Genomic DNA, 25115 nt, shown 5'->3' on the forward strand with positions numbered 1-25115 from the left:
GCTTACTGCCGTCCTTTAGATTTAGTTATTATAGTGGTTCCTTTTGGGAATAAGGTAACTTAAGAACAAACAAATTAATGTATAGTTCATTAGTTTAAAACCTGTTTTCCACTGATGGTTTACCTTAGAAGCCTGGCTTGCATTTTCATCACCCTATCTTCTAAAGACTCACTGCTCAAAGTGGCCCTGCTCAGTCTGTCCACCATGATCGGAAAAGCAAAAGGGGTAACCCTTTGAGGCCTTTTTAGGATCAGTTTTTGGCCACCTATCCGCTTTACCACTTGGAGTAAGCGGTCCTTTTCCATTTGTACTTGTAATACTTCTTCCCGGGCTTGCTTGAGCAACAAACTGTCCGGTTCATAATCTTCAAATACACCGTATAAAATACCTGATGTAGCTTGCAAATGCTTAGTGTTTACTCCTTTGCCAGGAAACCCCTGGAAAACCAAACCGGCAATAGCAGCAATTTCCCGGAACCTTCTTCTAGCCATTTCACTTTCATTTACGCTAGCTAGTATGTCTTCTAAAAGGTTTTCCATACGGAACAGGTCTGAGGCCAATACCTCTTCTACATCGAAACTGGTATCACATAAAAGTTCAAACCCGTAATCGTTCATGGCAATGCTGAAACTTACGGGAAAGGAGACGCTTATGCGATAAGCCACCAATGCTGCCAAAACATCATGTACAAACCGGCCTTCGAAGGGAAACATAAACATATGAAAACCTTCACGGGTACTGATGGCCTCAATTAGAAGTCCGTCTTTTGGTGGAATAATGGAAAGTTCCTGCTGCAAAGCCACAATAGGTTGGATGGTCTGCAGCTCCGGGGAGTTTAACTTACCAACAGACATTTCCTGCAATTCTTCTCGGATTACCTCAGAAAGCCTGGAGGAGAGCGGCATTCTCCCTCCCATCCATCTGGGGATGATGCTGGTTTTCTTTTTGGAGCGCCTAACCAAAACGCTCATGTCCTTAAGCTGAATAAATTCCAGGCTTTTACCACCAAACCAAAATACGTCATGCGGCTTCAATTTGGATATAAAACTCTCTTCTACCGTTCCGACGTATCCCCCAGTCATATATTTGATTTTAAGCATGGGATCGCTGACTATGGTGCCAATCGATAGCCTGTGCCTCATGGCAGTTTTTCGGTTATTCACCTTAAATTTTCCATCGGATTCTACTTCCACTTTTGCATATTCCTCATAACTTCCCAAGGCTCTACCTCCTTTGGTAATAAAGTCGAGGACCCAGTGAAAAGACGCCTTGTTTATAGATTTGTACGTATAGGTACTGGATATGCTGGTAAATGCCTCTTCAGGAAAAAAGCCGTCCCCCAGGGCCAGGGTAACCATAAATTGGATTAATACATCGTAGCAGTTTTCAAGTGGTACCTGCTCTTCAAACTTCTCCTCTTTTATGGCCTTTCTCATTGCGGATGCTTCAATAAGTTCCAGTGCATGCGTAGGTACAAAAAAGATCTCACTTGGCATACCCGGTTGGTGGTTGGCCCTTCCTGCCCTTTGCACAAATCTGGAGACCCCTTTTGGGCCTCCCACTTGAATCACCGTATCAACGGGGCGAAAATCCACTCCTAGGTCTAGGCTACTGGTGCAGACCACCAACCTTAGCTGTTTGTTGTGTAGGGCATTTTCCACCCAGGTCCTTACTTCTTGGTCTAGGGAACCATGATGCATGGCCATTATTCCTGCCCAATCGGGTCTTTTTTCCAGGATTTTTTGATACCAGATCTCTGTTTGAGAGCGGGTGTTGGTAAACAACAGGGTGGTTTGGCTTTTTGCGATGATAGGTAGAATCTGCGGAAGCAGTTTAATTCCCAAATGTCCCGTCCAAGGGTATTTCTCCACCTCCTTGGGTAGTATGGAAGTCACAATTATTTCCTTGGGTAGTTGGGACTTTATAATATGAATGGGTTCTTTCTCGCCTAGAAGTACCTGATGCGCCTGCTCCATGTTGCCAATAGTAGCAGAGATTCCCCATATTTTTATGGGTATTTTAGAAAGGTTTTTTAACCAACATAGTGCCAACTGAACTTGTATACCTCTTTTGTTGCTTAACAGCTCATGCCATTCGTCCACAATCACAGATTGTAATCCCGAGAAAAGCAGATGTGCATCCTTCTGCGAGAGCAAAAGGTGTAGGCTCTCCGGGGTTGTCACCAAACACTCTGGCATATTCCTTTTTTGCTTTTGCCTTTCGGAGCTGGGGGTATCCCCGTTTCTCAAGGCGATGCGCCATGGCAAGCCCAATTCATCGCACACCTGCTGCATGGCTTGATGTATATCCTTTGCCAATGCCCTAAGCGGGGTGACCCATAATATCCTTAACCCGTTTTTTTTTCTTGTTTTCCAACTATTTGGGTGTTCGGCAATGTATTCCAATAGCACCGGAAACCAAAGCGCAAGGGTTTTTCCACTTCCAGTTGGGGCGTTTAGCAGTCCACTTTTACCCTGAAGATAGGAATCCCAGGCCTCGTATTGGAAGTCGAAGGGTTTCCATCCCCTTTCCGAAAACCAGTTTTCGGCCACTGCTATCTGCTTTCCCAGGTTATTTTCCATAAAGATCAAGTAAATCTTGAAGATCCGTCAAGGTATTGGCATCCTCAGGCTTTTTGTCCTTGCGCCAGCGAAGGATTCGTGGGAAACGCAAGGCAATTCCCGACTTGTGCCTTGGGCTTTCTTGTATGCCTTCAAAGGCAATTTCAAATACCAACTCCGGTTCTACGGTCCTTACCGGTCCGAACCGTTCCTTTGTATGTTTTTTCACGAAACGATCCACTTCCCTTATTTCTTGATCGGTAAGTCCCGAATAGGCTTTTGCAAAGGGAACGAGCTGATCTTCTTTCCAAACGGCCAAGGTATAGTCCGTGTAAAGATCGGCCCTCCTGCCATGGCCTTTTTGGGCGTAAAGCATAACTCCGTCCACCGTGAGGGGGGCTATTTTCCATTTCCACCAATTTCCCCTTTTTCTTCCCACCTCATATAACCCATCCCTTTTTTTGATCATTAGTCCCTCGGCCTTTTTGATTCTGCTCTTTTCCCTTTCCTTCGTAAGGTCCTCCCAGGTGGGAAGTTGGATTAGTTCGGAAACCCTAAAGTTGGGATGGATATTGCACAATAATTCCAACTTTTCCCTTCGCTTTTCCAAAGTTAAAGCCCGAAGGTCTTCCCCTCCCCACTCTAAAAGATCATAGGCAACGAAGGAAACAGGAACATCGGTGAGGATCTTTTTAGTCAGGTTTTTCCTGCCAATTCTTGTTTGAAGTGCGCCAAAGGGTAGGGGGGAGCCTTCCCGAAAAGGTAAAATCTCCCCATCCAAAACGGTACCTGAGGGTGTTTGATGACCTATTTCGACAATCTCCGGGAATTTCTCTGTGATGAGTTCTTCGCCTCTGGACCATAGGTACACTTCTCCATTTCGGTGTATCAACTGACCACGGATCCCGTCCCATTTCCATTCCAACAGCCATTCACCCGGCCTACCCAAGCTAGCTACGTCGGCCTCTACGGGGTGTGCCAGACAAAATGGATAAGGACGGGAAAGATCATCCTGAGGGTTTTGGGAGAGTATTAAGCTTTCAAAAGTGGTGGTTAAGGGGTTCCAATTACCCATGATTCTATGGGCCACCTCCGTTTTATCCATTTTAAATGCCCCAGCAATTGCCTGGGTGATCAGGTTTTGACTCACACCGATTCGGAACCCACCTGTAATCAATTTGTTAAAAACAAACCTCCCCTCCTGGTCCAATTCTTCCCATAGGGAAAGAATGCTTGTTTTTTTTTCTTCATCCGAGAGAGGCTTCATACTTAAAAGTTCCTGGATGATTTCGCTAAGCGTTTTTGAGGTGCTTTTTTCGGTTTTGGGGAGCAATAAGGAAATGGTTTCGGCCAAGTCGCCAACCGTTTGGTAGGACTCCTCAAAAAGCCACTCCGACGTAGAAGACACCTCTCTACACCATTCCCTCAACTGGGCGGTTTTGACGTTCCTTTTCGGCCTCTTATGGGTAAAAAGCGCCAATGCCCAAAGTTTATCCTGATCCGGAGCTTCCAAAAAGTAGGATTCTAAGAATTCGATTTTATCTTTGGTCTTGTTGGTTTGGTCAAGCTGTATGAATAGGTCTGTAAAACGCCTCATAAAAACTTTTTTGTTTTTGCTGACAATAATCATGCAATAAGGGTATAACTTAATACCCTGATCATCGTTTAATTTAATGTTACAATATTTAATAGCTTTATGAAATCAAGCATGAGGAAAACCTAATACGAAGGGATGATAATAATCATGCAAGATTCCACCTAGACGGCAGTCAGGCATGACGCAAGCAACACACGAAGGTATGGTTATCGTTGCGAGATTCTCCCGAAATAAATTCCCCGAAACGAGTTCGGGGCAGGCAGGGACAGGCTCCCGAAACGAGTTCCCCGAAACGAGTTCGGGGCAGGCAGGGGCAGACTATATGACCGCTAAAAAGAAATTATAAACATATGAAAAAATTCAAATCACTGGTACTTATAGCATTGGTTGTATTGGTTTCCTGTCAGGAGCAGGAAGTAGAGTCTGTTTATTCAGGAAGAAGTTTAAGCTATGACTTGTTTCAGTCTAGTGATTTTGACTACAAGGGATTAGCTTTGGTAAGGGAATTGAAGTCTGGGGATTTGGAGATAGAAATAGACATGGAAGGCCCTGGCTCAGTAGAGGAGTATTTCTTTGCGGGACATTTGCATTTTGGCACCTATGATGCCGAAAGCGCAGATATTGCTTATTTGTTAAATCCCGTGGACATCAGGAGCCTAAATAGTAAAACCATTTTGGGCCAGCTTTCCAACGGAGAAAAGTTGGACTTTGAGTCTTTCAAATCTTTTGATGGACATATTAAAATCCACCTGGCGGAAGAGGGGCCTGACTATTCAATTATCCTGGTATCGGGAAATATTGGTGCCAACCCAAATTCTATCGAGAGTTTTGACAGGAATAAAATTACACTTTGTACCCCGTATTATCCCGAAAATTAATTCTAATTCCCATTTAAACAATTTTGTTTAACAGTAGTTCTATTATTGTTAAACAGATTAGAATGGGAACTTTTAATAAATTTATGTTAGGTATGGCACTCTTTTTGGTCATTGATCAAGAAGGTATCGGAAATACCACCCTGTCCGATGCGTTTGGGCATGAAGAAGACCTGAAAAAGATGCCCATTGAGGAACCTAGCATGGAAAGTCCCTTTTCTATATTAAAAGGGCTATTCGGCAAATTTTCGGAGAAAATGGGTGATTTTAAATTGGAAGATCTTGGGGATACCTTGCGATAAAGGAATGTCAAGAAACTTCAATCTAGTTTATCAAATCTTAAAAATATTTACTCTCTCTATAAAAATAAAAGAGGCTGAATTTCAGCCTCTTTTTTATTTGTTTACCTAATTACTGTATTATTCCAGGTGGACTTCATAAGTCATTTCTGTAATGTTTCCGTTTTGATCTTCTACCCAAATAATCAAATTTAGATGATCGGCTCCTGCAGGAGGTATAATGGCATTATCTCCTACAAAAACATCAGCAAGATTTAGGGATTGCGTATTGGGTATTTCCGGGCCACTCATTCCGCCTCTCCATGCAGATGAACCCCACATTTGTTCGTAATATTCGTCCAGCACCCTGCTATCGTGACCTCCATGCCCATGTTCGTCTTCGTCTGTAAGCCTCACCCAGATAAATGCTATTTCTGAACTCAATTCGTGATCCCCCATACCGATGGTACCCTCAATCTGCAATGGCTCTCCAGCTTCTCCTTCGATCTCTCCGTCATGAAGGTTGGTGATATCCACTACAGGAGCATAGGCCCTTCTGATATGGAAGCGCACAAAATAGTTGGACTCATCCGCAAAACTTGTCTGATTGCCATGGATGTCTATGGCTTGTATAGTAAAGTCATAAGGCCCAGCCAATACATTGCCCTCTACTCTGGAGGAAGGTCCCCCCCAATAAATATCGGTACCCGGTCCATCTATACTAACCCTGGTAGCGCCTTCTGGAAACAAAAAGTCGGGGCTTGCAGCGTTTGGGGAATAAATGTCATCCACATTTAAAGGTTCAAAATCAGATTTTATCCGACCATGAGTATGCCCGTCAAAGCTATTATGTACATCTACCCGTATCTGTGCAATTCCTGATGGGTCATCTACTCCAAACCTGACATGCATATGATCTGTCGTTGCAGCCCTTGCTTCTTCATTTTCAGGTCTAATGGCATCCCTTCCATCAGCAGGTCCAATAATGGGAGCGTCTAGGTCCCGAATTGGGTCATCATCGGTTTCACATGCCGCCATTACAAAGGCTAGTCCAATCAAGGGGTAAAGAAAGGTTTTTTTCATGGTATGTTAAATTAAATATGGTTGCAAATGCAAATATGTTGCAATATTAAAATATAGGTTTGAAACCTCCTAGGCATTCTACCTAAAAATTCAATTTTTTATCTGAAAGGGGATTTTCAAACTGAGATTTACATTCCTGCCCTGTTCCGGTAAATTAAGCAACCTATACCTACTTAGGTGGTTGAAATAGAATGCATTGGTGAGGTTTTGACCACTCAATTGGAATTTCAGGAGCTGTGATCCAAGGGAGAGATCCCAACCAATTCCCGCTTCCAGTAAGTCAAAGCCAGCGGTACTCCTTTCGTTTCTGTCCACTCTGTTTTGGGCAGCAGCATGCCTGTATTCCACATAAACATACCCGTTTTTCAGAGTACCACCAATTTTTGGCACTTTGTATTCTACCCCAGAAAGAATGCTTAGGGGAGGGGTAAGAGGAAGGGGAAGACCCGTTTCCAAATTGAGGTTGTACACGTATTCACCAGCGATGTTTAAATGCAAGTTTGGGAAAGGAACCCATTCTGCTTTAATTTCTCCACCGGTAAATATGGCGTTGTGTTGCCTATATTCCCACATGGTACTGGCTCCAGGGATGGTGGAAAACCTGCCCATAGGGGCAAGGTAGATAAAACCATCATAATACCCCCAAAAAGGGCTAATTCCAAAAAGGAACTGTTTTCTGGAGTAAGAGAAATTTAAATCCGCCTGATAGCTTCTTTCACTATTTAGCTCGGGGTTGCCCACTTCATGCCTAAAGTTCCCATGGTGGATGCCATTGGTGGAAAGCTCTATGGCAGTGGGAATCCGGTAACTGCTTCCAAGGTTTAATTTAAGGTTATGGTGGTTGTCAAGGATCCAGGAAAAGCCCCCTGAGCCACTCATATTGACAAAGGAGCGGTCTATATTGGGGTTTCTCTGGTCATACTCCCCTGTTGGTTCCAGCCTTTCAAACAGCGGTTGCAGGTGTTCCATAATGCTGTGCCTTGCTCCATCCACCCGAACTCCGGCGTTTACGATAAAGTTGTCTGCCCAACGGTATTCGTGAAAATAAAAGGCTCCTCCCTGCAAAGTGGTGAATTGTGGAAGCAAAAATTCAAAGCCTGCGTAATTATTGTCCATCAAGGAAGCCTGAAACCCAACAATGCTCTGGGATTTTTCATTGATTTGAGCATTATACCTCAGATTGGCAGTATAGGTGTCCAAGAAAAGTCCCAGGGCAAGATCCCCCTCCGGAGTAGGCGCACTTCCATGGGCATGGGGAAAGGACCTTTCAAAGCGGGTATTTCGCTGGAAACCCAGGTCCAACTCCAGCCAATTTTGTTTGTATTGGATGGTGGTATTGGAGATTACTTTTAAGTGGGTGTTGTCCTGGCTTGGAAGGTCTATGGAAGAATGGTCTCCATCATGCCTTAGATTATATGCCCGGGGTATGCCCACCGCACCGGGGAAGAGCCCTGCATGCTGGTTAAATTGGCTTACGGTCAAGGTACTTTTTCCCCAGTTCTTTCGAACCCCTCCCGTAAGGGAAAAATGTCTTTCCCTTCCTGCCGTATTCTTTAGTCTATTGTCATAGACCGGCAGCACAAAGCCTGCATAATTGAAGCTTTCGGTGGGAACCCGGTAGTCCTGAAAATCCTGTGCCGTGAACCTGCCCTTGAATACAAAGTCCTTTTCGCTGCCCTCTACCATTGCTGTATTTCCCCACATGGCATTATTGGTGCGGTAGGTGCTGATCACATGGCCCCTAATAGTGCCCTCCTCGGGAAAGCCGGCAGGTGAAATATTGATGACTCCGGACATCCCATCCGAGCCGTAAATTAAGGAGGCAGGTCCTTTTATAACCTCTACCCGGTCCACGTCAAAGGGATCAATTTCCAAGCCATGGTCGGCACCCCATTGCTGTCCTTCTTGCTTGATGCCCCTGTCATTGACCATGATGCGGTTAAAACTCATACCACGAATCACTGGTTTGGAAATCCCAACACCTGTGTTGATAGTGCTGATGCCAGGCAGTTTTTCCAAGGCATTGGCAAATGTTCCTGTGTTGTTTTTCTCCAAATAGTTCCTATCTACCACATCTATGGTTTGGGACTGCTCCACAGGGCCGTTCTTAAAGGGGTTTGCTTCTATGGTGAGTTCTTGAAGGGTAATGGAGGATGGCTGCATGACTACCTCAATTTCCTCCCCTTCATCCTTGATTATTACCGTGGTGGAAGCCGATTTGAAACCCATATGTGTAAAGTGCAGGTGATAGGTACCCTGCCTTAGGTTTGGGATAGCAAAATTCCCATCCAGGTCCGCGATGGCACCTTTTCCCAATTCATGGATATGTATATGGGCACCCAAGCCTTCGCCATCCTCTGCGACCACCTTGCCATGAAGCTGAAAATGCCCTTTTTGCTGACCTTGCCCAAGAATGGAGACAGTATTAAGTAAAAAAACGAAGAAGAAAAGGATAGGGATTTTTTTCACCTGCAGGAAGGTATTTTCTTTTATGCAAAATTATTGCACCTTCAACAGAATAGCAAAAAAAAAGGTTTCTCTTTTTCTTTTATTTCTTTAATCTATCCAATAAATAGGTAAGCCCATTAAGTCGGATTTCATACATGGTCTCCAGCCAAATGCCCAGCTTACCCGGGGGAAAACCCTTTCTGTAAAACCAAATCAGATAGTGTTCGGGGATTTCACAAATCAATTTTCCCTTATACTGTCCAAAAGGCATTCGCTTGGTTACCAGGTCTTCTAGAATAGTAGGATCCATGACAAGGATTTATTTTAGTTTAACCATGCCACCCAGGGTATCCTGCTGAGAATAAGGATAAAGGCAATTCCGTAAAACATATAGATGCTTCGAAATTGGCTCCTACTTTCAGTCAGTTTCTTAGCCCTGCTGTATCCTACAGTTATCAAGGCGACCGCAATGATGTTGATGACGGGATGCTCTAGGGCATACAGCCTGCTCATGGAATCTGACATGGTCCCGGGACCCAAATTGGATATGCCCAAGGGACTCAGAAAATAAAGAATTAAGCCTACCAATAATTGGATGTGTGTGGGGATCAGTCCCAGCAAGCCCATTTTCCGGTCCTTTTCGCCGAAAGTTTTTCCGGAAAGTGCCCCTACTAATGCGTAAATAAAACTTATGGCTATGCCCAATAACACCAAATAGGCAAAATAGGAATGTAAGTGCTGAAATCCAGTGGTCATCTTCAAAAGGTTTGTTTGATTAGCTAAATAAATGATTAGCTAAATAAAGCAAAATTCCGCAGAAAAGTTGCCTCTATTAAGGCTTTTCCTCCGCATTCTTCCTCCTTTTTTCCTCAAACGTCTCATTGTCATTGCTAAACAGATAGCCAAAGGCATCCAATTGAGGAATGTTTCTGCACAAAATACTGACGATGGCAAAGAGAGGTATGGCCAGCACCATGCCGATAATTCCCCAAATCTCGTTGCCAAGGATCACCGAAAAGATGATAAAGAAGGGGTGTACGTCGAGTTTTCCTCCCAGCACCATAGGCTGAAGAATATAACTGTCCAAAAACTGCACAAACAGGAAGGTAATAGTGACGCCCAACAGAATACCCGTGTCGCCTCCGGAAAACAAGCCCATGGCCATGGCTATCAAATAGCCCAAAAAGTTGCCCACAAAGGGAATGATGGAAAGTATGGCCGCAATGACACTTACAAAGAGCCAATTTTCCACCCCGGAAATCAAGAGTCCTATGCTGTATAATATCACCAAAATAACCATCAGAAATAGTCTTCCCAAAAGATAGGTCTGCACCACTGTAGACGATTTTCCCAAAATCACACTGACTTCTTCCTGCTTTCTCTTGGGGAAGAGCAAAAGGATGAAAGTTTTAAAATGTTGCCGGAAATGCATGAACAAGAACACATAAACCAGTGTAATCAAAAAATTTGTCAAAAAGGTAATGGTGCCTCCCATAATTTGTAGTGCCTGTTCCCCTTTATCTTCCTCGTTACCGTTATCTTCCTCCTCCTCATTCTCCCCGTCTCCATCCTCTTCCTCGCTCATTCCGTAATCGTTTTTGTATTCCTCCAAGGACTCTTTTTCCATGGGGGTATGGTCAAGGATAAAACCTTCAAATTCTTTCAGTTTTGGCATAAAGGACTCCTTTAATTCCTCCCAGTCCTCCAATACATCTTTGATCTGCAAGGATACCACGAATGAAACCCCTAAAAACACTACAATCAAAGCCAAAAAGCTTATCAGGCTTGCAAATATGCTTTTTAGCCCCCATTTCTCCAATTTCTTGGCCATGGGGATAATAAGTAGTGCCAATACGAATGCAGTAAGCAGAGGAGCCAAGAAAGGCTGGGCCTTGGTAAGGCCATAGAAAAATATAAAAGTGCCCATCAGTAATAACGGGGTTAGCACCAAAAATAAAATTGGTTTCGAAAAATATGTTTTTCTTTCCTGCATGGATAATAATTTAGTTTCTGAGGTTACAATTATCGTGCTTATAAGCCCTCAAGATGAAAAATAATTATGCAGGCCAATAAAGTCCAAGAAAACATAGATTCCTGAAAATTTTCAAGAAAAAACACTGTTTTTTTTGATAATATGTTCCGAATTTTCGAACTAATTATAATCCTTTCCGGAGAGTTGGCTGAGATCTATGCCACTATTCGGCCATTAAAATAGGGATTTGGGGACTTGTCCCATAATCTCCAGACTTGGGTGAAAGCTTTTTAAATGGTAATCAGTTCAATTTAAGCAGCGGTGATTTTTGCTTAGATTGCATTTGATTAACGCTGGCTTGTGGATGTTGTAAATAACAAACCGTAAAGAATTGAAGGATATACAATGAAGAACAATAAGGAAGCTAGGTATAATGACAGACAATTCTATACGGACTCTATCGATGATGTTGCGGAATTCTTTAATTCCAATATCAAAGATGGCTTGAATCAGAAGGAAGCTCTTCAACGTCTCAATCAGCATGGTCGAAATAAACTGCCTTCTCCCGGTCGAAAAGGTGTGCTAGTTCGTTTCTTTTCCCAGTTCCATAATGTTCTAATTTACCTACTAATTGTTGCCGCAGTTGTAGCTGCATTTTTTGGCGATTGGGTAGAAGCGGCAGTTATCTTTGCAGTAGTTATTATAAACGTACTTGTAAGTTTTATCCAGGAGGGGAAAGCTGAAAAAGCCCTAGATGGAATTAAAAGGATGCTCTCGCAGGTAACCGTGGTTATCCGTGAAGGAAAACGGATGACCATTGAAGCAGAGGAAGTAATTCCAGGGGATTTAGTGTTTCTTAAATCCGGCGACCGGGTCCCCGCAGACACAAGATTGGTTTCAGTAAAAAATCTGCGAGTTGAAGAATCAGCACTGACAGGTGAATCAGAAGGTGTTGAGAAACACTCGGAAACATTAGTTTCAAAAGCGGTTCTGGGTGACCAAAAGAATATGGTGTTTGCAGGAACCACCGTATCCTATGGGGAGGCAACAGGCATTGTCACTGCTACAGGAGAGAAAACAGAGATCGGGCGCATCAACAAAATGATGACTGATGTTGCTGAAAAAACCACTCCGCTGTTACGCTCAATGGATAATTTTGGGAAAATCATATCTTTTGCAATCATAATTGCGGCAGGTGGTTTTTTTGCTTTTGGTTTGCTTGTTCAAGGTAGTAGTGCCGAGGAAATGTTCATTGTCTCCATAAGCATTATTGTAGCGTCAATACCAGAGGGCCTTCCTGCAATTCTAACCACAACTTTGGCTCTTGGTGTACAGCGTATGGCGCAGCGAAACGCCATTATCCGAAAACTCCCTTCCGTGGAAACGCTTGGTTCCGTAAAAGTAATATGTTCAGATAAAACCGGTACACTTACCCGAAATGAAATGACTGTGCAGTCGGTAGTTATCGCTTCTGGAAACTATTCTGTTGAAGGTACAGGGTATGAACCTTCAGGACGTATTTTAACGAATGAAGGGGTTTCTGTTGATATAAGCGAACATCCTATACTGTTATCCCTGCTTCGTTGCGCGCGCGCATGCAACGATTCCTCTGTGGAAAAAGGAACCTCTGGCGAATGGGAACTTCAGGGTACACCCACTGAAGGTGCGCTCACCGTTTTTGCGCTTAAAGGTGGACTGAAAGATTATAAACCTAACAGGCTGGATAGTATTCCTTTTGAATCCGAACACAAATATATGGCCACCTTGAACGACACGGAAAGTGGTAGAACGGTTTTTATTAAAGGGGCTCCGGAGCGGATAATAGAAAAATGTTCTCGGCAACTGACCGAAAAAGGAGAGAAGGAAATCGATGTAAAATTTTGGCAAAAAGCAATGGAAGATATTGCTGGAGAGGGAAACAGGGTTATCGCATGTGCAAAGTTGGATGTTTCAGCTGATACTGAAACTATCGAACACGATGATATATCCGGTGATTTGGTACTTTTAGGGCTTATAGGCATAATCGATCCTCCTCGGCCTGAAGTAATGGAAGCCATACAGGAATGTAAAGAAGCTGGTATAAGGGTTATTATGATAACTGGTGACCATGCAGCTACCGCGGATGCGATAGCCCAAAAGCTTGGGTTGGAAGTGATAAATGGTGCCTTAACCGGCTCACAGATTGAGGAAATGGACGAGAAGACACTTGGAGAAGCAGTTAAAACCCATAATGTGTTTGCACGAACAAATCCCGAGCACAAACTCCGGCTTGTACAGGTGCTGCAGGCTCAAGGCATGCTCTGTGCAATGACCGGTGATGGGGTCAACGATGCTCCTGCGTTGAAAACAGCCGATATTGGTATAGCCATGGGAATCAAGGGGACGGAGGTCACCAAAGAGGCTGCGGAAATGGTGCTTACAGATGATAATTTTGCCACTATCGTTCATGCGATTGAGGAGGGGAGAACCATCTATGACAATATAAAGAAAACGATACTTTTCCTTTTGCCTGCTAATGGCGCTGAGGCCTCAATTATTAGTGCCGCCATTCTTTTTGGTATCACCCTGCCCATTAGTCCATTACAGATTCTATGGGTCAATATGGTCTCCGCAGTAACGCTTGCGCTTTGTTTAACGGTGGAACCGATGGAACGGTTAGTCATGAAGCGGAAACCCCGAAAACAGGATGAACCTATAATAGGGCCAAGTTTTTTTTGGAGGGTGCTGTTTGTTTCTTTTATCAGTGGAAGTGTTTCTTTTGCCGCATTCCTGCTTGCTCAAAGAGGCGGCCTAGGGGAAACACTTAATCTGGAGCAGTCCCGAACTGTCGCAGTTAATATGTTGGTGATAGCTCACACCTTTTACCTGTTCAGTAGCAGAAAAATGTATGAATCAAGTATTTCCCTAAGGATTTTTGACAACAAAATATCATTTTTTTTGGTTGGCGTTCTATTGGTATTGCAGGCAGTGTTCACCTACCTTCCCATAGCGAATCAACTTTTTGGCACGGCTCCATTTCCGTTGCGTATCTGGTTGTTACTATTTGCCGCAGGTTTGTGTGTGTTCTTTATTGTAGAACTGGAAAAATTTCTTCGAATTAAATTTTCAAAAAAAAGAATAATATAGAAAATTTCATTGCTTACTTCGTATCACGAAAACCAACGTCCTGATTGGCAATTTCTGGGTATAATTTCCTATTGAAAATACTCTATGGACAAGTAATGAGCAACCTGTACCAGGATGGGTTGATATTCGGCATGCCCAAGTTTTAATGTGCCGATAACATGCCTAGTATAATGAGTTTCCCTTTTCCCCAAATTTATCTTCACAGAAAAATTCAAGGGTAGAGGGTATAACTCTTATTACTGGCTCCTACAATTCTTCTCCCAATAAACTCCTGCCGCATTTTTTACCTAAATTTTTCAAACATTGTCGCATTAGTCTCGTAATTTTATAGTGAGGCATTTTTGTTAGACCTTTTAAAATTTTCTTTTATTATAACCTTTAGAAAATGAAATTCAACCTTCTAGTGTCTGTTTTCCTGCTCCTCTCTTTCGTTTCCCAAGCACAACAGGTTAACCTGGATGCAGGACTCGGTTTGGGTACGACTTTTAATTATGGTGAAATAGGTCCTGCAAAAATTCTATTCACCTCTTCACTGAAATACCAATCCAATCATCGTTTTGATTTTAGCTTGGACTTTCTTACCACTGGGCAGATGGGGTTTTCTGACCCCTCACCGATAGTATCCTTAGACCATTTCGATATTTATGACGAAAGGCAGGCCAATTTGACCAATTTCATGTTTTTTAGTAAATACAAATTTGCCATCCAAGATCCCAATAAATATGCATTTGTAGGGGCTGGAGCTGGCCTGAGTCATGTAGTGCAAAGGGTGAGAACCAATGAAACCCGAAATGTCACGAAAAACAACTTTTTAGTAGGCATTGAGGCGGGTTTAGTTAGAAGAAACTTCACCTTTGGCCTTCGATGGCTCAGCCCGGTGACCACACCCACCTTTGAGGAAATCAGTGAAGAAACCAGCAGAACAGTGGTCTTCAGTGAAGCTAACCTCACACCCATTTTATTCTATGCCAAATACGATATCCTTCGGATTTGGAAACTATAATCCATGCTTGGGGTAGTATTCAATATGTTTTTTTACCCGTATTTTTTTAGGAATCGCAATGTTGGAAGGCCGTTTGTGAGGAAATGCCTCTTGTAAATTCCTAATTTCCCTTGGTCAGCAAGTTCTAGGATGAAGACCACAATTTTTTGCCTGGTCTAATTCAAGCATTGGGTTAATAGAAAATGGCCCTAATTTTTTCGAGGATATTAATCCAGCCGACCAGTTTCCACAGCATATTCATTAATCTAAAAAAAGTAAAATTTGAACTGGGGATAAGAAACCAATAAAAAGGCTTTTAGAAAATTGTTACTACTGATAACTAATTTGAAATTTTTTAAGAAAAGAAATAAGTGGAGTAATCAATACAAGTAAATTCCACAGCAAATTGCTTAGTTTTGCCTTTTCAAAAACAAGCTGTCGGAATCTTATTCTTCGTGTAGTTTGGGTTTCCGATGTTTTTCCCTGTTCCCTCAGATAAGGTTATTGATGCATTACCTCTCATTTGTCAAGTCCAATAGCAGGTTGCTCACTTTTGGACTCTTAATGAATTGCTTATCGGGTTATGGCCAAACTTACCTTTTGGCACTTTATATTCCCTATATCATAGCCGACTATTCCCTTTCCAATGCACAGGTGAGTGTGTATTATATGCTTGCCACCATTGGCAGTGCATTTTTGTTGCCCTCCGTGGGTAAGCTCATTGACAGAACTGCCCTGAAGCCTTACACACTTTGGGCCACCTTGGTGTTTGTCATATCCATGGTATTGATGAGTGTCAATACTTTATGGTTTATTCTTCCCTTTGCGTTTTTTGGGTTAAGGATTGCTGGTCAGGGTCTGTTTAGCCATATAGGTATCACGGCCATGTCCAGGTATTTCGAGAAGGGAAGGGGCAAAGCCATCAGTTTGGCCTCCTTAGGCCATCCCTTGGGGCAGGCCCTGCTTCCGATTTCCTTAGTGGGAATTATAGAATGGGTGGGATGGAGAGAATCCCTACTGGTAACGGGTGCCTTGGTAGCGGTAATGGTTCCTCTTTATCTGTATTTTTTCATCGATGAGGGCAAGTTGGTAATTTATGAGAGTAGCCCTTCAACAGGTGGGAGAAAAGCCGCAGAAAATTCACAATGGGACATCATCAAATCCCCTCAGTTTTTGCTCCTCGCTCCAAATTTGTTTATCTTTTCCTTCGTGGTTACCGCCTTGTTTTTCTACCAGTTTGCCATAGCTGATTTTAAGGATTGGTCCCTTCAGCGAATGGCCTTGGGACTTACCTTCTATGCGGTGGCAGGTTCCTTAGCCATTATTGTGGCTGGGCCCTTGATTGACAGATATTCTGCTAGGCGTTTTTTTCCTTTCTATCTCATTCCCTTTTTTCTGGGTGTGATGGCGGTGTGGCTGGTAGATGCAAAATGGGCGATTTTCCCATATATGATTTTGATGGGGGCGTCATCCGGGGCTGGGAATGCAATAATGTCCGCTATTCAAGTGGAGTTGTTTGGCACCAAAAATATTGGTAAGGTACGAAGTGTTTTCGCTTCTTTGATGGTGCTTAGTTCCGCAATAGGACCCGCGGTATTTGGGGTTTTAGTGGATGCCTCCATAAGTTACGATGTTATTTTCCTAGCTTCCCTGGGCTTGTTACTACTGGTAATTGCCCAGTCTTTCAGGGTAATACCCACTTATACCTATGCCAGGATGAAGTACAAATTCAAGCAGAGAGACAGAAGATTCGATTTTTGGCACATCCTGAGTTTTGGTTCCCTAATGGGAAAGAAATAAGAATATATAGTGTAGGCCTTTTTGGTAACCATAGGCCTATTTTATACTTTCAAAAACCACTTTTAACCTCCTTCAATAGAGGCTTTTATATTCACAAAAATGGCGTAGGTTGCTAGATTTCTATTTTCGTTTGGTAAATCAAGTTCTCTTTTTTAATCCTTTTTACCTAGTCAAAAAAACCTATCCCCATAAATTCCTTTCCCAATCCAATACTGTGTTATTTATAAGGTTCCTCCCTATTTTGCTTTGGAGGATTTTCAATTAACCAAAATTATCTTTAGTTTTAAAGGCTTGGTTGGTCCCTGAATTTCTGCTCATAAACCCATATCTTCATGAACAAATTATTGTTGATTTTCTACTGTCTTTTCATTTGTACCAGTTTGTTTTTACTTACCTCCTGTGAACCCGAAACGGAGAAGGAGGAAGGTTCTGCGCAAAGGAGCCCTAATTTTGTTATTATTTTTGCCGATGATATGGGGTATGGGGATCTGTCCTCCTATGGTCACCCCAGTATCAAGACCCCACATTTAGACCGAATGGTTTCCGAAGGCCAAAAATGGACCAACTTTTACTCTGCGGCCAACGTCTGTACACCTTCCAGGGCTGCCCTGCTTACCGGGAGGTATCCGATCCGGAATGGCATGTGTTCGGATAAACGCAGGGTGTTGTTTCCCGACTCGGACGGAGGCTTGCCTGCCACAGAAAACACCATAGCCAAGTTGCTGAAGGAGCAAGGCTATGCCACAGCGGCCATTGGCAAATGGCACCTGGGTCATCTTCCCCAATATCTACCTACCAGTCATGGCTTCGATTATTATTTCGGCATACCTTATTCTAATGATATGGATAGGGTAAATGACATTGACAGGCAAGAGGCGTTTTGGAATGCCAAGATAGATTATTTCAATGTTCCCTTGATGAGGAATGAGGAAATTATTGAAAGACCCGCAGATCAACGTACCATCACTAATAGATATACACAGGAAGCCATCTCCTTTATGAACGACCATGCAGAGGAGCCATTCTTTGTGTACTTGGCCCATAACCTGCCTCATGTGCCTCTTTTTGTAAGCGAGGATTTTACTGGGGTGAGCGACAGGGGTCTATATGGGGATGTCATTGAGGAAATAGACTGGGGGGTAGGGCAGATTTTGGATTACCTTAGGGAATCAGGACTGGACGAAAACACATTGGTGGTTTTCACCTCGGACAACGGCCCTTGGGTGATTTTTGATGACCACGGGGGAAGTTCGGGACTGTTTCATGGTGCCAAAGGAACCAGTTATGAAGGAGGGGTGAGGGAGCCTGGGGTTTTCTGGTGGCCAGGTACCATCAGCCCTGGTCTTGTTACAGATATGGGTGCTACATTGGACCTTTTACCCACTTTGGTAAACCTCTCAGGAGGCACGCTACCGGATGATAGGGAATATGATGGCTATGACCTTTCCCAGTCTTTGATTTATGGGGACAAGTCCCCCCGAGAGGAATTGATTTATTACCACAGTACCCGGATTTTTGGTGCCAGGAAAGGTAATTACAAAGTGCACTTCTTCGAAAACAACCCAGATGGATATCCGGAGCGAATGAGGGAACTGGAAAAGGAAAAGCTATACCAAGTGCAGCATGACCCCTCCGAAAGATTTGACCTGGCGGAGGATTATCCCGAAATCATTTCGGAAATCAAGGAAATGGTGGAGGCACATAAAGGTACTGTGGAAAAAGTCCCCAGCAATTTGGAAAAGAGGATAGGGGAATGATAAATGTTCCCAAGTTTATGTTTTTTCTACACATCTTCCCAAAGCAGGCAGATCTGCTTCTTGGCTTTGGGAAGTGGAAAGTGATAATTAAGGTGTTGGTGTCTTAGGAGTAATAATATGGCATCGAATTTATAGACCCAAAATTCATGGCTCCTAATTCATCACCTTACCAATAATAGCCTTTAAAGAGAATCTGGATGTGCTTTTGAAGTATTCTTTCTTCCAAGGGTACCCATTCCGGAAATAAGTTGCTGTGGTAATAGGCAATTTCACCTCGGTAGTTGTCCAAAATCATGACTCTTGCTGAGGAATTTGCCTTTATAGGAATAGGTGCATACATACCTAGGGTAAGGATGCCTATTCCCACCCCCTTCGCTATCTGACCTTTATAATTGCCATTTCTTCGTGTAAACCCGGATATAATTTAGGCATAATTTTTATGTGTTAATTATGGTTTTTTCAGCGATCAGACCTGATTTCCATGCCTTCGGCAGGTAAACCGTCAGGCAGGTAGCCTGCCCCGAACTGGTTTCGGGGAACTTGTTTTAGGAGAATCTCGCATCTCCCCGTAACTATCCGGGGCATCCCCCTTTTGACGTACTTATCATGCCTGACTACCGTCCAGACAGGCTCGATTTCATCCGTAGATGGAAAAAGAGGACAGCTTATTTATTACAGATGGTATTTTTCCAGGGCAGGTTCGTTTCCTGTCCTGGAATTTTTTTCTTAGAATTTATTCCAAAACTTGATGATAAATCCTTCTGCTTCAGATGTAGTTAAAAAAGCCATGCATTACCAAAGCCGATTTCTGTTAGGATTACTTTTCGTTTCCATTTTGATATTTTCTTGTAGGGAGGACGATGAAGGTCAGGGGCCATTGGAAGGAAATGGGAACATTACATTCTATATCAATGAACCAATGCCCTGCAACGAGATTCAAATTACTTTTTATGGTTCCGGGAACAATGAGGTTCAAGGGAGGCTGAGGGGAGACCGCATATTTGACGGTGTCCCAGAATGTTCGGAAATGCCCTCCATGAGCTTTATGAACCGATCCTATGGGAGTTATTCTTATACAGTGGAATGTGGGTCCTTGTCTTTTGGAGGCGATCTAATGTTAAATACCCCTTGCCATACCATCAAAATTGAGGCTCCTTGATGCTATTTACCGAATGAGATAGAGGGGTGTTTTAGTCCATTTAGGTAATTTAGGATTTGTAAAATCGAGCCTACCGGTACGGCAGTCAGGCATGACGAGCACGTTACACACTAGGACGATTATAGATTGCGAGATTCCCCCGTAACAAGTTCCCCGAAGCGAGTTCGGGGCAGGCAGGGGCAGGCTATATGGCCTTTAAAAAACAAATTATAATCATATGAAATCGAGCATGACGCAAGCGACGCACGGAGGGATGATTAAGATTGCGAGATTCCATATGGCCTTTAAAAAACAAATTATAATCATATGAAATGCCCATGAGAAAGTATTCTCACACAGGGGGATGATTAATCTGGGCATTTCATCTGACCACTGAAAAACAAATTATAAACAGATGAAATAAAAGGATTGAGATAAACTAAATGTAGGCTGTTGTAAATGAAATGATAAAGGTGTTTTAAATCAAAACGCATTTTTTATTATTCAAATTATATAAAAAGTTGTTTGTAAATGTCTTATTTCCTCCACCTCGGAAGCAGTAGGGGTAGTTGGTTTCCTTTTCTATACGATTCATCTATTTTTTTTGCAAAGGTTTTTAGATGTGAACGCGAACCCTCCTGCCAATCAGTGTGGAAACATGATTGTCAAAACTGAAATCCCTCCGTCCTAGCGTTTTCACGTGGGGTTGAGGTTTCCTTCCTATCCTTTTTAAGCCAATAAGGCTTCTAGGGGTTGTATTTAGTAATAATTTTAAGTAGTTGGAAAAGAGAAGAAAGTCTATTTAATGCAGATGGTATTATTCCAGGGCAAGTCCTTTTCCTGCCCTACAATTTTTTTTCTCCAAATTTATTCTATGGAAGAGGAATATAAAACTACCAAAAATAGCCTTTGAACAAAAACTTGGCATGCTTTAAAAGGGTTTTGTTCTCCAAGGGTTCACCCTCTGGGTTAAAGCTGTTTTTGTAAAAGGTGATTTCTCCCAGTTGGTTGTCCAAAATCATCACCTGCACAGCTGAATTTGCCTTTAATGGCATTGGGGAGTAAATACCCATAGTAAGAAAAGTCAGTGCCACTCCCTTTACCAATTGACCTGTATAATTTCCTTCCCTTCGGGTAAACCCACTGCTGAGAGTCAACATATAAAACCTTTGGTTATGATGATCCATGGTAGCAACCAGGTTAGGTGGCAGTTCCAAAGGGTTGAGGTTCCTTCCCCCGGCTTCCTCAGCCCAGAAAAAGAGTTGATCAATTTCAGTTTTAAGCACTTCTGTCTCCACAAACCCTGGAATCTTCACCAAACCCTCAACAGGAAGGTCTGGGATATTAGCTGCAATGAGTGACCAGCGTTGGGAAAAGTAGTTGGATAAACTATCGCTATGAGCCATTTGATTGCCTTTTTCAATTAGGGAAATAAATGCCAATGGCTCAAACATATGTATGTCCTTAACTTGGGATAATGGAGTTGCCGAAGTGTAGGCTTTTTGCGAAACACATGCGGATTGTAGTGTGGATAAACTTAAAAATATTAATAGGAGTCTCATGGATTTGGATGAATAATGCCAAATTTCCTGCTCATCAGCGAGGATACATGCATGCAAAGGTAGGAATTCTTACCTCCTTGCAGATTCATGTGTTTATAATTGTTTTTTCATCGGGGGGAGGAAAGCCCTTGATAATCATTTCCCTACCATTGATATATTGCTTTAAATCTTATAATTTATTGATTGATTACAAATTTCTGAAACTACCTGCCTAAGGAATTGGCCACTTTGTTTGTTTGATTAATGAATAACTTGTAATTTTTCAAGTGTCATCAACGATATGCCCAATATGAACCTGGTTTTTATATTTATTCATCTTCTTTTTGCTTCAAGCTTTTTACCTAATTCCATTCAAAACCCACCTCCAAACATTATTTTAATCATGGCGGATGATATGGGGTTTGAATGTCTTGGCGCATACGGTAGTAGCGTTTACCAAACTCCAAATCTGGACCAGATGGCAAAAAATGGGGTCAGATTCGAGCATTGTTATTCCCAACCCCTTTGTACCCCTTCCCGGGTTAAAATAATGACTGGGAAACATAATTTCAGGAATTACCAAGCTTTTGGGTATCTGAGCCCTAAAGAAAAAACCTTTGGAAACTTACTTAAGGATGCGGGTTACGCCACCTGTGTGGCAGGAAAATGGCAGCTCAATGGAATTTCCGGCCAGAAGATAGAGGGATGGGAGGACAGGAACCGACCCCACCATTTTGGTTTTGACGAATATTGCCTGTGGCAATTGGACCTAACCAGGGCTGAAGGAGAACGCTATGCCAATCCACTCTTGGTGCAAAATGGGGAGGTCTTACCAAGGGATGAAAATCAATATGGCTCAAGGGTTATTTCCGATTTTGTATTGGATTTTATAGACCGGAAAAAGGAGGAACCATTTTTTGTCTATTACCCCATGAACCTGGTGCATGACCCCTTTGTGCCAACCCCAAAAAGCGAGGATTGGCAGGATCCTTCGAAGAGATATGAAGCGGATACCAGCTACTTTAAGGACATGGTGGCCTATACCGATTTTATCATTGGAAGGATATTACAGAAATTGGAGGAAAATAATCTCTCCGAAAACACCCTCATTTTGTTTACCGGCGATAACGGCACCCATGTCAGCATCTATTCGCCAATGAGGGACGGAAATGTGATCAAGGGGGATAAGGGGAATATGACAGATGGCGGAACCCGGGTTCCCTTGATTGCCTATTGGCCGAATAAAGCCAGAAAGGGAGATATATCCAACACCTTAGTGGATTTTAGTGATTTCCTACCTACTTTGGCAGAGGCTGCGGGAATTCCCTTAAATGAAACTTACCAAACCGATGGGATGAGTTTTTTGCCACAGATCTTGGGTAATCCCGATAGGCCAAAAGAATATATTTATATGTACTATCAGCCCAAATGGGGAAAGTTTGAAAATGGGGTGTTTGTCAGGGACCAACGGTTCAAACTCTACGGTGATGGGAGATTTTTCGACATCCAAGAGGACGTACTGGAAGAGCTCCCCCTTCCCAAGGAAAAACTGAGCAAGGAGTTGATGCAGGTTTATGAGAAATTTGAGAGCATATTGGCAGAAAAACCAGGTAATCCGTGATAACTCCTTTAACCTCACTACATAATATGACCACATTTCAGTTTTTGCTTAAAAGGAACTTTCCGGCCCTGATTGGAAATTGGGTCCTCCTTTTTTGCCTCTTGGGAGGTTTAAGTCCCCTACAGGCTTCTGCTCAAGATAGGGGATCCATTTCTGACCATATCTATTATTCTGAAGCATTTGGGGAGTCGAGAAATTTCAGGGTCATCTTGCCCCCTTCCTATGAAAGCAGTGAAGAAACCCGCTATCCGGTCGTGTATTTTATGCATGGCTGGTCGGAGCGGTATTTTGGAAGCCTGACCCGCGAGCCTAAAGAGGATGATGCCATCAGCTTGGATGATAGCCTTTCCCTCCTGGCTGCCAAACACAACCTGGTGATTATAAAATCCGATGGTTACAATGCAGATCAAGATGCCCCATACTACCTGCGACCCTACAATATCGGTCCTGTGGAGACTTTTAGGCAATTCCCCTTGTATATACCCGAACTAGTAAAATATGTGGACACTCATTTCAAAACTTCCCCAATCCGGGAGGACAGGGCAGTTTCTGGTTTTTCTATGGGTGGGTTTATGTCCCTTTGGCTAGGGGGAAAGTATCCTCACTTATTCTCAGCGGTAGGTGCATTTTGTGCTTCTCCTGAGTTTGTGATTGGTCCCAGGGATTTCCCGGTGGAGTATTTTCATGCCAATATGTATGGGAATTTCGAAAACACCCGTGTTAGACACCATTACGGAGACCAGGACTTTATCAGAGCCTATCATAAGGATGTAAACGCTGTTTGGGACAAGGCCATGCAACACTATTCCTGGAAGGAGTATGGGGCTTCCCATGAGGTTTGCGGTAAAGCTGACATGTTTGCCTTTTTCTCCAATCATTTCAAGAACCCCCTTCCTTCTACTCCCATTTGGCATCATATCGATGTTTATCCCAACTTCGAGGTTAGGGGATATGCAGTGTATTCGGACAGGGATTTACCGGGTTTTACTAGTTTGGAAAATGTAAGTAAAAATGGTTTCAGGAGCAGTGTGAAAAGCTTTTTGCCCAATGGGGAAACCATGCCATTTGTGCATCTTAAGATACATACAGCCCCAGTTTACAAAGAGGGACATCCTTACCTAATACAAGTTTTTAACCTTGCCGAGGACAAACCTTTGCCCGATATACAGGAAATCACTGCAGGAATTAACGGTAGAATTAGTATTGAACTGGATGGTGGCCTAAGGGAAATATTTATAACGGATGCTGCTGAACGGCGCTCTGAACTGACCTTGTTGAATGCAACAGTGGATAACCACAAATGGGCTGTAAATCAACGTGTTCACACCTTCCGCCTATCTCTACTCAACAAGGGAAACCTACAGGCTGAGGGAATAAAGCTGCTCCTTCAGTCCCGGAATCCAAAGCTACGTATAAGGCAATCCCATGTAGAGCTGGAGAGCCTTGGCTCTGGTCAACAAAGGGTTTTAAGCGGAACCTTTGAATGGGAAAGCCAAGAGGAAGGAAGCACTTTTGAAACCTTAGAATTGCACATGGAGGACCGGGAGGGACAGGAATGGAATTATACCATCCCAATGCCCATTTATACCGACAGTGAGTTGCCAAAACCCACCATGATAGCAGATGGTAAGGAAGTCACCTATCTTACAAAAGGCAATCAAGTAACAACTGGAACTTTGGGTATAGGCAATGGGGACGGCATTGCAAATCCGGGTGAGTCCATAGTCATGTTAGCCAAGGACAGGGATAATTGGAGGCCCCTGCATCTGCATACTTCCGATAATAGGGTGGATATTTGGGGTGGCTCTACCCGTCATTCAGATTATTGGGGTTCCTTTGACCATGTTGGAGGCTCCTTTAAGTTTACTGAACCCTTAATACTTAGTAAGATGAATTTTTCCGAAGATCTTGCATTTGTAGGCACCTATTGGGGAGCCGACTATCCAGATCATCCGATTTATAGCGGGGTTGTTAACCTTACTATTGAAGGAGATGATTCCACAGCACCACAGGTGGCATGGGTAAAGGGGGATAGGAATATAATTAAGGCTAGTCTTTATGACGGGGGGGAAATTAAACAAGTAAAGGCAAAATTGATACCCTTAGACAAAAATGGCCAAACTATGGAACTGGAAATGAAAGATAATGGAAAGGATGCGGATAGAATAAAGGGAGACGGGGTTTTTAGTGTAAGAGTTGAGGTGTCTACTTTCGGGGAATATGAACTTTTTATTCGCGCGGAGGATGAATTTGGAAATCAAGGTGAACATAAGGTAAAGGATAATGTACGCCTACATGGAACCAAGAGATATCATTATTGAGGAAGAAATAAAATA

At 43.0% G+C, this 25115-nt stretch carries 19 protein-coding genes; 10 read left to right on the top strand and 9 right to left on the bottom strand.

Annotated elements, in window-relative coordinates; genetic code table 11:
* Positions 1-119 precede the first annotated feature (119 nt).
* Together DB520_RS17355 and DB520_RS17360 are read right to left on the bottom strand one after the other, a co-directional pair.
* Entirely contained in the window at positions 120-2582 is a 2463-nt protein-coding gene (locus DB520_RS17355) for a ligase-associated DNA damage response DEXH box helicase (protein WP_114751035.1), read from the bottom strand.
* Positions 2572-4158, bottom strand: coding sequence for an ATP-dependent DNA ligase (locus DB520_RS17360; protein WP_114751157.1), 1587 nt, complete (start codon positions 4156-4158; stop codon positions 2572-2574). Before DB520_RS17360 ends, DB520_RS17355 begins: the two co-directional genes overlap by 11 nt.
* Positions 4159-4336: 178 nt before the next feature.
* Here DB520_RS17360 and DB520_RS26755 point away from each other — a divergent pair, with 178 nt between their 5' ends.
* The 3 genes from DB520_RS26755 to DB520_RS17370 all read left to right on the top strand — a co-directional run bounded on the left by DB520_RS26755 (position 4337) and on the right by DB520_RS17370 (position 5335).
* The gene (locus DB520_RS26755) at positions 4337-4504 is read left to right on the top strand and encodes a hypothetical protein (RefSeq protein ID WP_157972141.1); all 168 of its coding nucleotides are present in this window, start codon (positions 4337-4339) and stop codon (positions 4502-4504) included.
* Positions 4505-4508: 4 nt separating this feature from the next.
* Entirely contained in the window at positions 4509-5036 is a 528-nt protein-coding gene (locus DB520_RS17365) for a hypothetical protein (RefSeq protein ID WP_114751036.1), read from the top strand.
* 62 nt (positions 5037-5098) lie between these two features.
* Positions 5099-5335: a hypothetical protein gene (locus tag DB520_RS17370; protein ID WP_157972142.1), complete on the top strand. Its 237-nt coding sequence runs from the start codon at positions 5099-5101 to the stop codon at positions 5333-5335.
* A gap of 117 nt (positions 5336-5452) precedes the next feature.
* Here DB520_RS17370 and DB520_RS17375 read toward each other — a convergent pair whose 3' ends face one another.
* The 5 genes from DB520_RS17375 to DB520_RS17395 form a co-directional block, all read right to left on the bottom strand.
* Positions 5453-6394: a DUF4625 domain-containing protein gene (locus DB520_RS17375; RefSeq protein ID WP_114751038.1), complete on the bottom strand. Its 942-nt coding sequence runs from the start codon at positions 6392-6394 to the stop codon at positions 5453-5455.
* A 90-nt stretch (positions 6395-6484) separates the two neighbouring features.
* The gene (locus DB520_RS17380) at positions 6485-8863 is read right to left on the bottom strand and encodes a TonB-dependent receptor (RefSeq protein WP_232835035.1); all 2379 of its coding nucleotides are present in this window, start codon (positions 8861-8863) and stop codon (positions 6485-6487) included.
* Between the two features lie 79 nt (positions 8864-8942).
* Entirely contained in the window at positions 8943-9152 is a 210-nt protein-coding gene (locus DB520_RS17385) for a DUF3820 family protein (protein ID WP_114751039.1), read from the bottom strand.
* A 14-nt stretch (positions 9153-9166) separates the two neighbouring features.
* A complete protein-coding gene (locus DB520_RS17390) occupies positions 9167-9598 on the bottom strand; it encodes a hypothetical protein (protein WP_114751040.1) in 432 nt (143 codons plus the stop codon).
* Positions 9599-9674: 76 nt separating this feature from the next.
* The gene (locus DB520_RS17395; RefSeq protein ID WP_114751041.1) at positions 9675-10835 is read right to left on the bottom strand and encodes an AI-2E family transporter; all 1161 of its coding nucleotides are present in this window, start codon (positions 10833-10835) and stop codon (positions 9675-9677) included.
* A gap of 384 nt (positions 10836-11219) precedes the next feature.
* On the opposite strand from DB520_RS17395, the gene DB520_RS17400 reads away from it, so the two are divergent.
* From DB520_RS17400 to DB520_RS17415, 4 genes are all read left to right on the top strand, one after another.
* Complete coding sequence (locus DB520_RS17400; protein WP_114751042.1) at positions 11220-13940, top strand: cation-transporting P-type ATPase; 2721 nt, start codon at positions 11220-11222, stop codon at positions 13938-13940.
* A gap of 385 nt (positions 13941-14325) precedes the next feature.
* Positions 14326-14943 (top strand): hypothetical protein, encoded by a 618-nt coding sequence (locus tag DB520_RS17405; protein ID WP_114751043.1) that lies wholly within the window; start codon positions 14326-14328, stop codon positions 14941-14943.
* Positions 14944-15486: 543 nt separating this feature from the next.
* Complete coding sequence (locus DB520_RS17410) at positions 15487-16722, top strand: MFS transporter (RefSeq protein WP_232835036.1); 1236 nt, start codon at positions 15487-15489, stop codon at positions 16720-16722.
* Positions 16723-17054: 332 nt separating this feature from the next.
* Positions 17055-18479: a sulfatase family protein gene (locus tag DB520_RS17415; protein WP_114751045.1), complete on the top strand. Its 1425-nt coding sequence runs from the start codon at positions 17055-17057 to the stop codon at positions 18477-18479.
* A 166-nt stretch (positions 18480-18645) separates the two neighbouring features.
* Here the strand turns inward: DB520_RS17415 and DB520_RS17420 are convergent, their stop codons facing one another.
* Positions 18646-18819: a hypothetical protein gene (locus DB520_RS17420; RefSeq protein ID WP_157972144.1), complete on the bottom strand. Its 174-nt coding sequence runs from the start codon at positions 18817-18819 to the stop codon at positions 18646-18648.
* 408 nt (positions 18820-19227) lie between these two features.
* Between DB520_RS17420 and DB520_RS17425 the strand changes: the two genes are divergently transcribed.
* Positions 19228-19638: a hypothetical protein gene (locus DB520_RS17425; RefSeq protein ID WP_114751047.1), complete on the top strand. Its 411-nt coding sequence runs from the start codon at positions 19228-19230 to the stop codon at positions 19636-19638.
* Between the two features lie 872 nt (positions 19639-20510).
* On the opposite strand, the gene DB520_RS17430 is transcribed toward DB520_RS17425, so the two are convergent.
* Positions 20511-21179 (bottom strand): hypothetical protein, encoded by a 669-nt coding sequence (locus DB520_RS17430; RefSeq protein WP_157972145.1) that lies wholly within the window; start codon positions 21177-21179, stop codon positions 20511-20513.
* A gap of 373 nt (positions 21180-21552) precedes the next feature.
* Here DB520_RS17430 and DB520_RS17440 point away from each other — a divergent pair, with 373 nt between their 5' ends.
* Together DB520_RS17440 and DB520_RS17445 are read left to right on the top strand one after the other, a co-directional pair.
* Entirely contained in the window at positions 21553-22779 is a 1227-nt protein-coding gene (locus DB520_RS17440) for a sulfatase-like hydrolase/transferase (protein WP_262511326.1), read from the top strand.
* Between the two features lie 26 nt (positions 22780-22805).
* Positions 22806-25100, top strand: coding sequence for an alpha/beta hydrolase (locus DB520_RS17445; protein WP_114751050.1), 2295 nt, complete (start codon positions 22806-22808; stop codon positions 25098-25100).
* Positions 25101-25115: the final 15 nt, after the last annotated feature.

It is taken from the genome of Pleomorphovibrio marinus, from assembly GCF_003347495.1.
Classification (GTDB): domain Bacteria; phylum Bacteroidota; class Bacteroidia; order Cytophagales; family Cyclobacteriaceae; genus Pleomorphovibrio; species Pleomorphovibrio marinus.

What these genes read in the sequence shown, in the direction of transcription:
- DB520_RS17365 (WP_114751036.1), top strand. Translation starts at nt 4,509, where the DNA reads ATGAAAAAATTCAAATCACTGGTACTTATAGCATTGGTTGTATTGGTT.
- DB520_RS17370 (WP_157972142.1), top strand. Translation starts at nt 5,099, where the DNA reads ATGGGAACTTTTAATAAATTTATGTTAGGTATGGCACTCTTTTTGGTC.
- DB520_RS17400 (WP_114751042.1), top strand. Translation starts at nt 11,220, where the DNA reads ATGAAGAACAATAAGGAAGCTAGGTATAATGACAGACAATTCTATACG.
- DB520_RS17355 (WP_114751035.1), bottom strand. Translation starts at nt 2,582, where the DNA reads ATGGAAAATAACCTGGGAAAGCAGATAGCAGTGGCCGAAAACTGGTTT.
- DB520_RS17405 (WP_114751043.1), top strand. Translation starts at nt 14,326, where the DNA reads ATGAAATTCAACCTTCTAGTGTCTGTTTTCCTGCTCCTCTCTTTCGTT.
- DB520_RS17445 (WP_114751050.1), top strand. Translation starts at nt 22,806, where the DNA reads ATGACCACATTTCAGTTTTTGCTTAAAAGGAACTTTCCGGCCCTGATT.
- DB520_RS17420 (WP_157972144.1), bottom strand. Translation starts at nt 18,819, where the DNA reads ATGTATGCACCTATTCCTATAAAGGCAAATTCCTCAGCAAGAGTCATG.
- DB520_RS17410 (WP_232835036.1), top strand. Translation starts at nt 15,487, where the DNA reads ATGAATTGCTTATCGGGTTATGGCCAAACTTACCTTTTGGCACTTTAT.
- DB520_RS17395 (WP_114751041.1), bottom strand. Translation starts at nt 10,835, where the DNA reads ATGCAGGAAAGAAAAACATATTTTTCGAAACCAATTTTATTTTTGGTG.
- DB520_RS17385 (WP_114751039.1), bottom strand. Translation starts at nt 9,152, where the DNA reads ATGGATCCTACTATTCTAGAAGACCTGGTAACCAAGCGAATGCCTTTT.
- DB520_RS17430 (WP_157972145.1), bottom strand. Translation starts at nt 21,179, where the DNA reads ATGAGACTCCTATTAATATTTTTAAGTTTATCCACACTACAATCCGCA.
- DB520_RS17425 (WP_114751047.1), top strand. Translation starts at nt 19,228, where the DNA reads ATGATAAATCCTTCTGCTTCAGATGTAGTTAAAAAAGCCATGCATTAC.
- DB520_RS17375 (WP_114751038.1), bottom strand. Translation starts at nt 6,394, where the DNA reads ATGAAAAAAACCTTTCTTTACCCCTTGATTGGACTAGCCTTTGTAATG.
- DB520_RS26755 (WP_157972141.1), top strand. Translation starts at nt 4,337, where the DNA reads ATGACGCAAGCAACACACGAAGGTATGGTTATCGTTGCGAGATTCTCC.
- DB520_RS17415 (WP_114751045.1), top strand. Translation starts at nt 17,055, where the DNA reads ATGAACAAATTATTGTTGATTTTCTACTGTCTTTTCATTTGTACCAGT.
- DB520_RS17390 (WP_114751040.1), bottom strand. Translation starts at nt 9,598, where the DNA reads ATGACCACTGGATTTCAGCACTTACATTCCTATTTTGCCTATTTGGTG.
- DB520_RS17360 (WP_114751157.1), bottom strand. Translation starts at nt 4,158, where the DNA reads ATGAGGCGTTTTACAGACCTATTCATACAGCTTGACCAAACCAACAAG.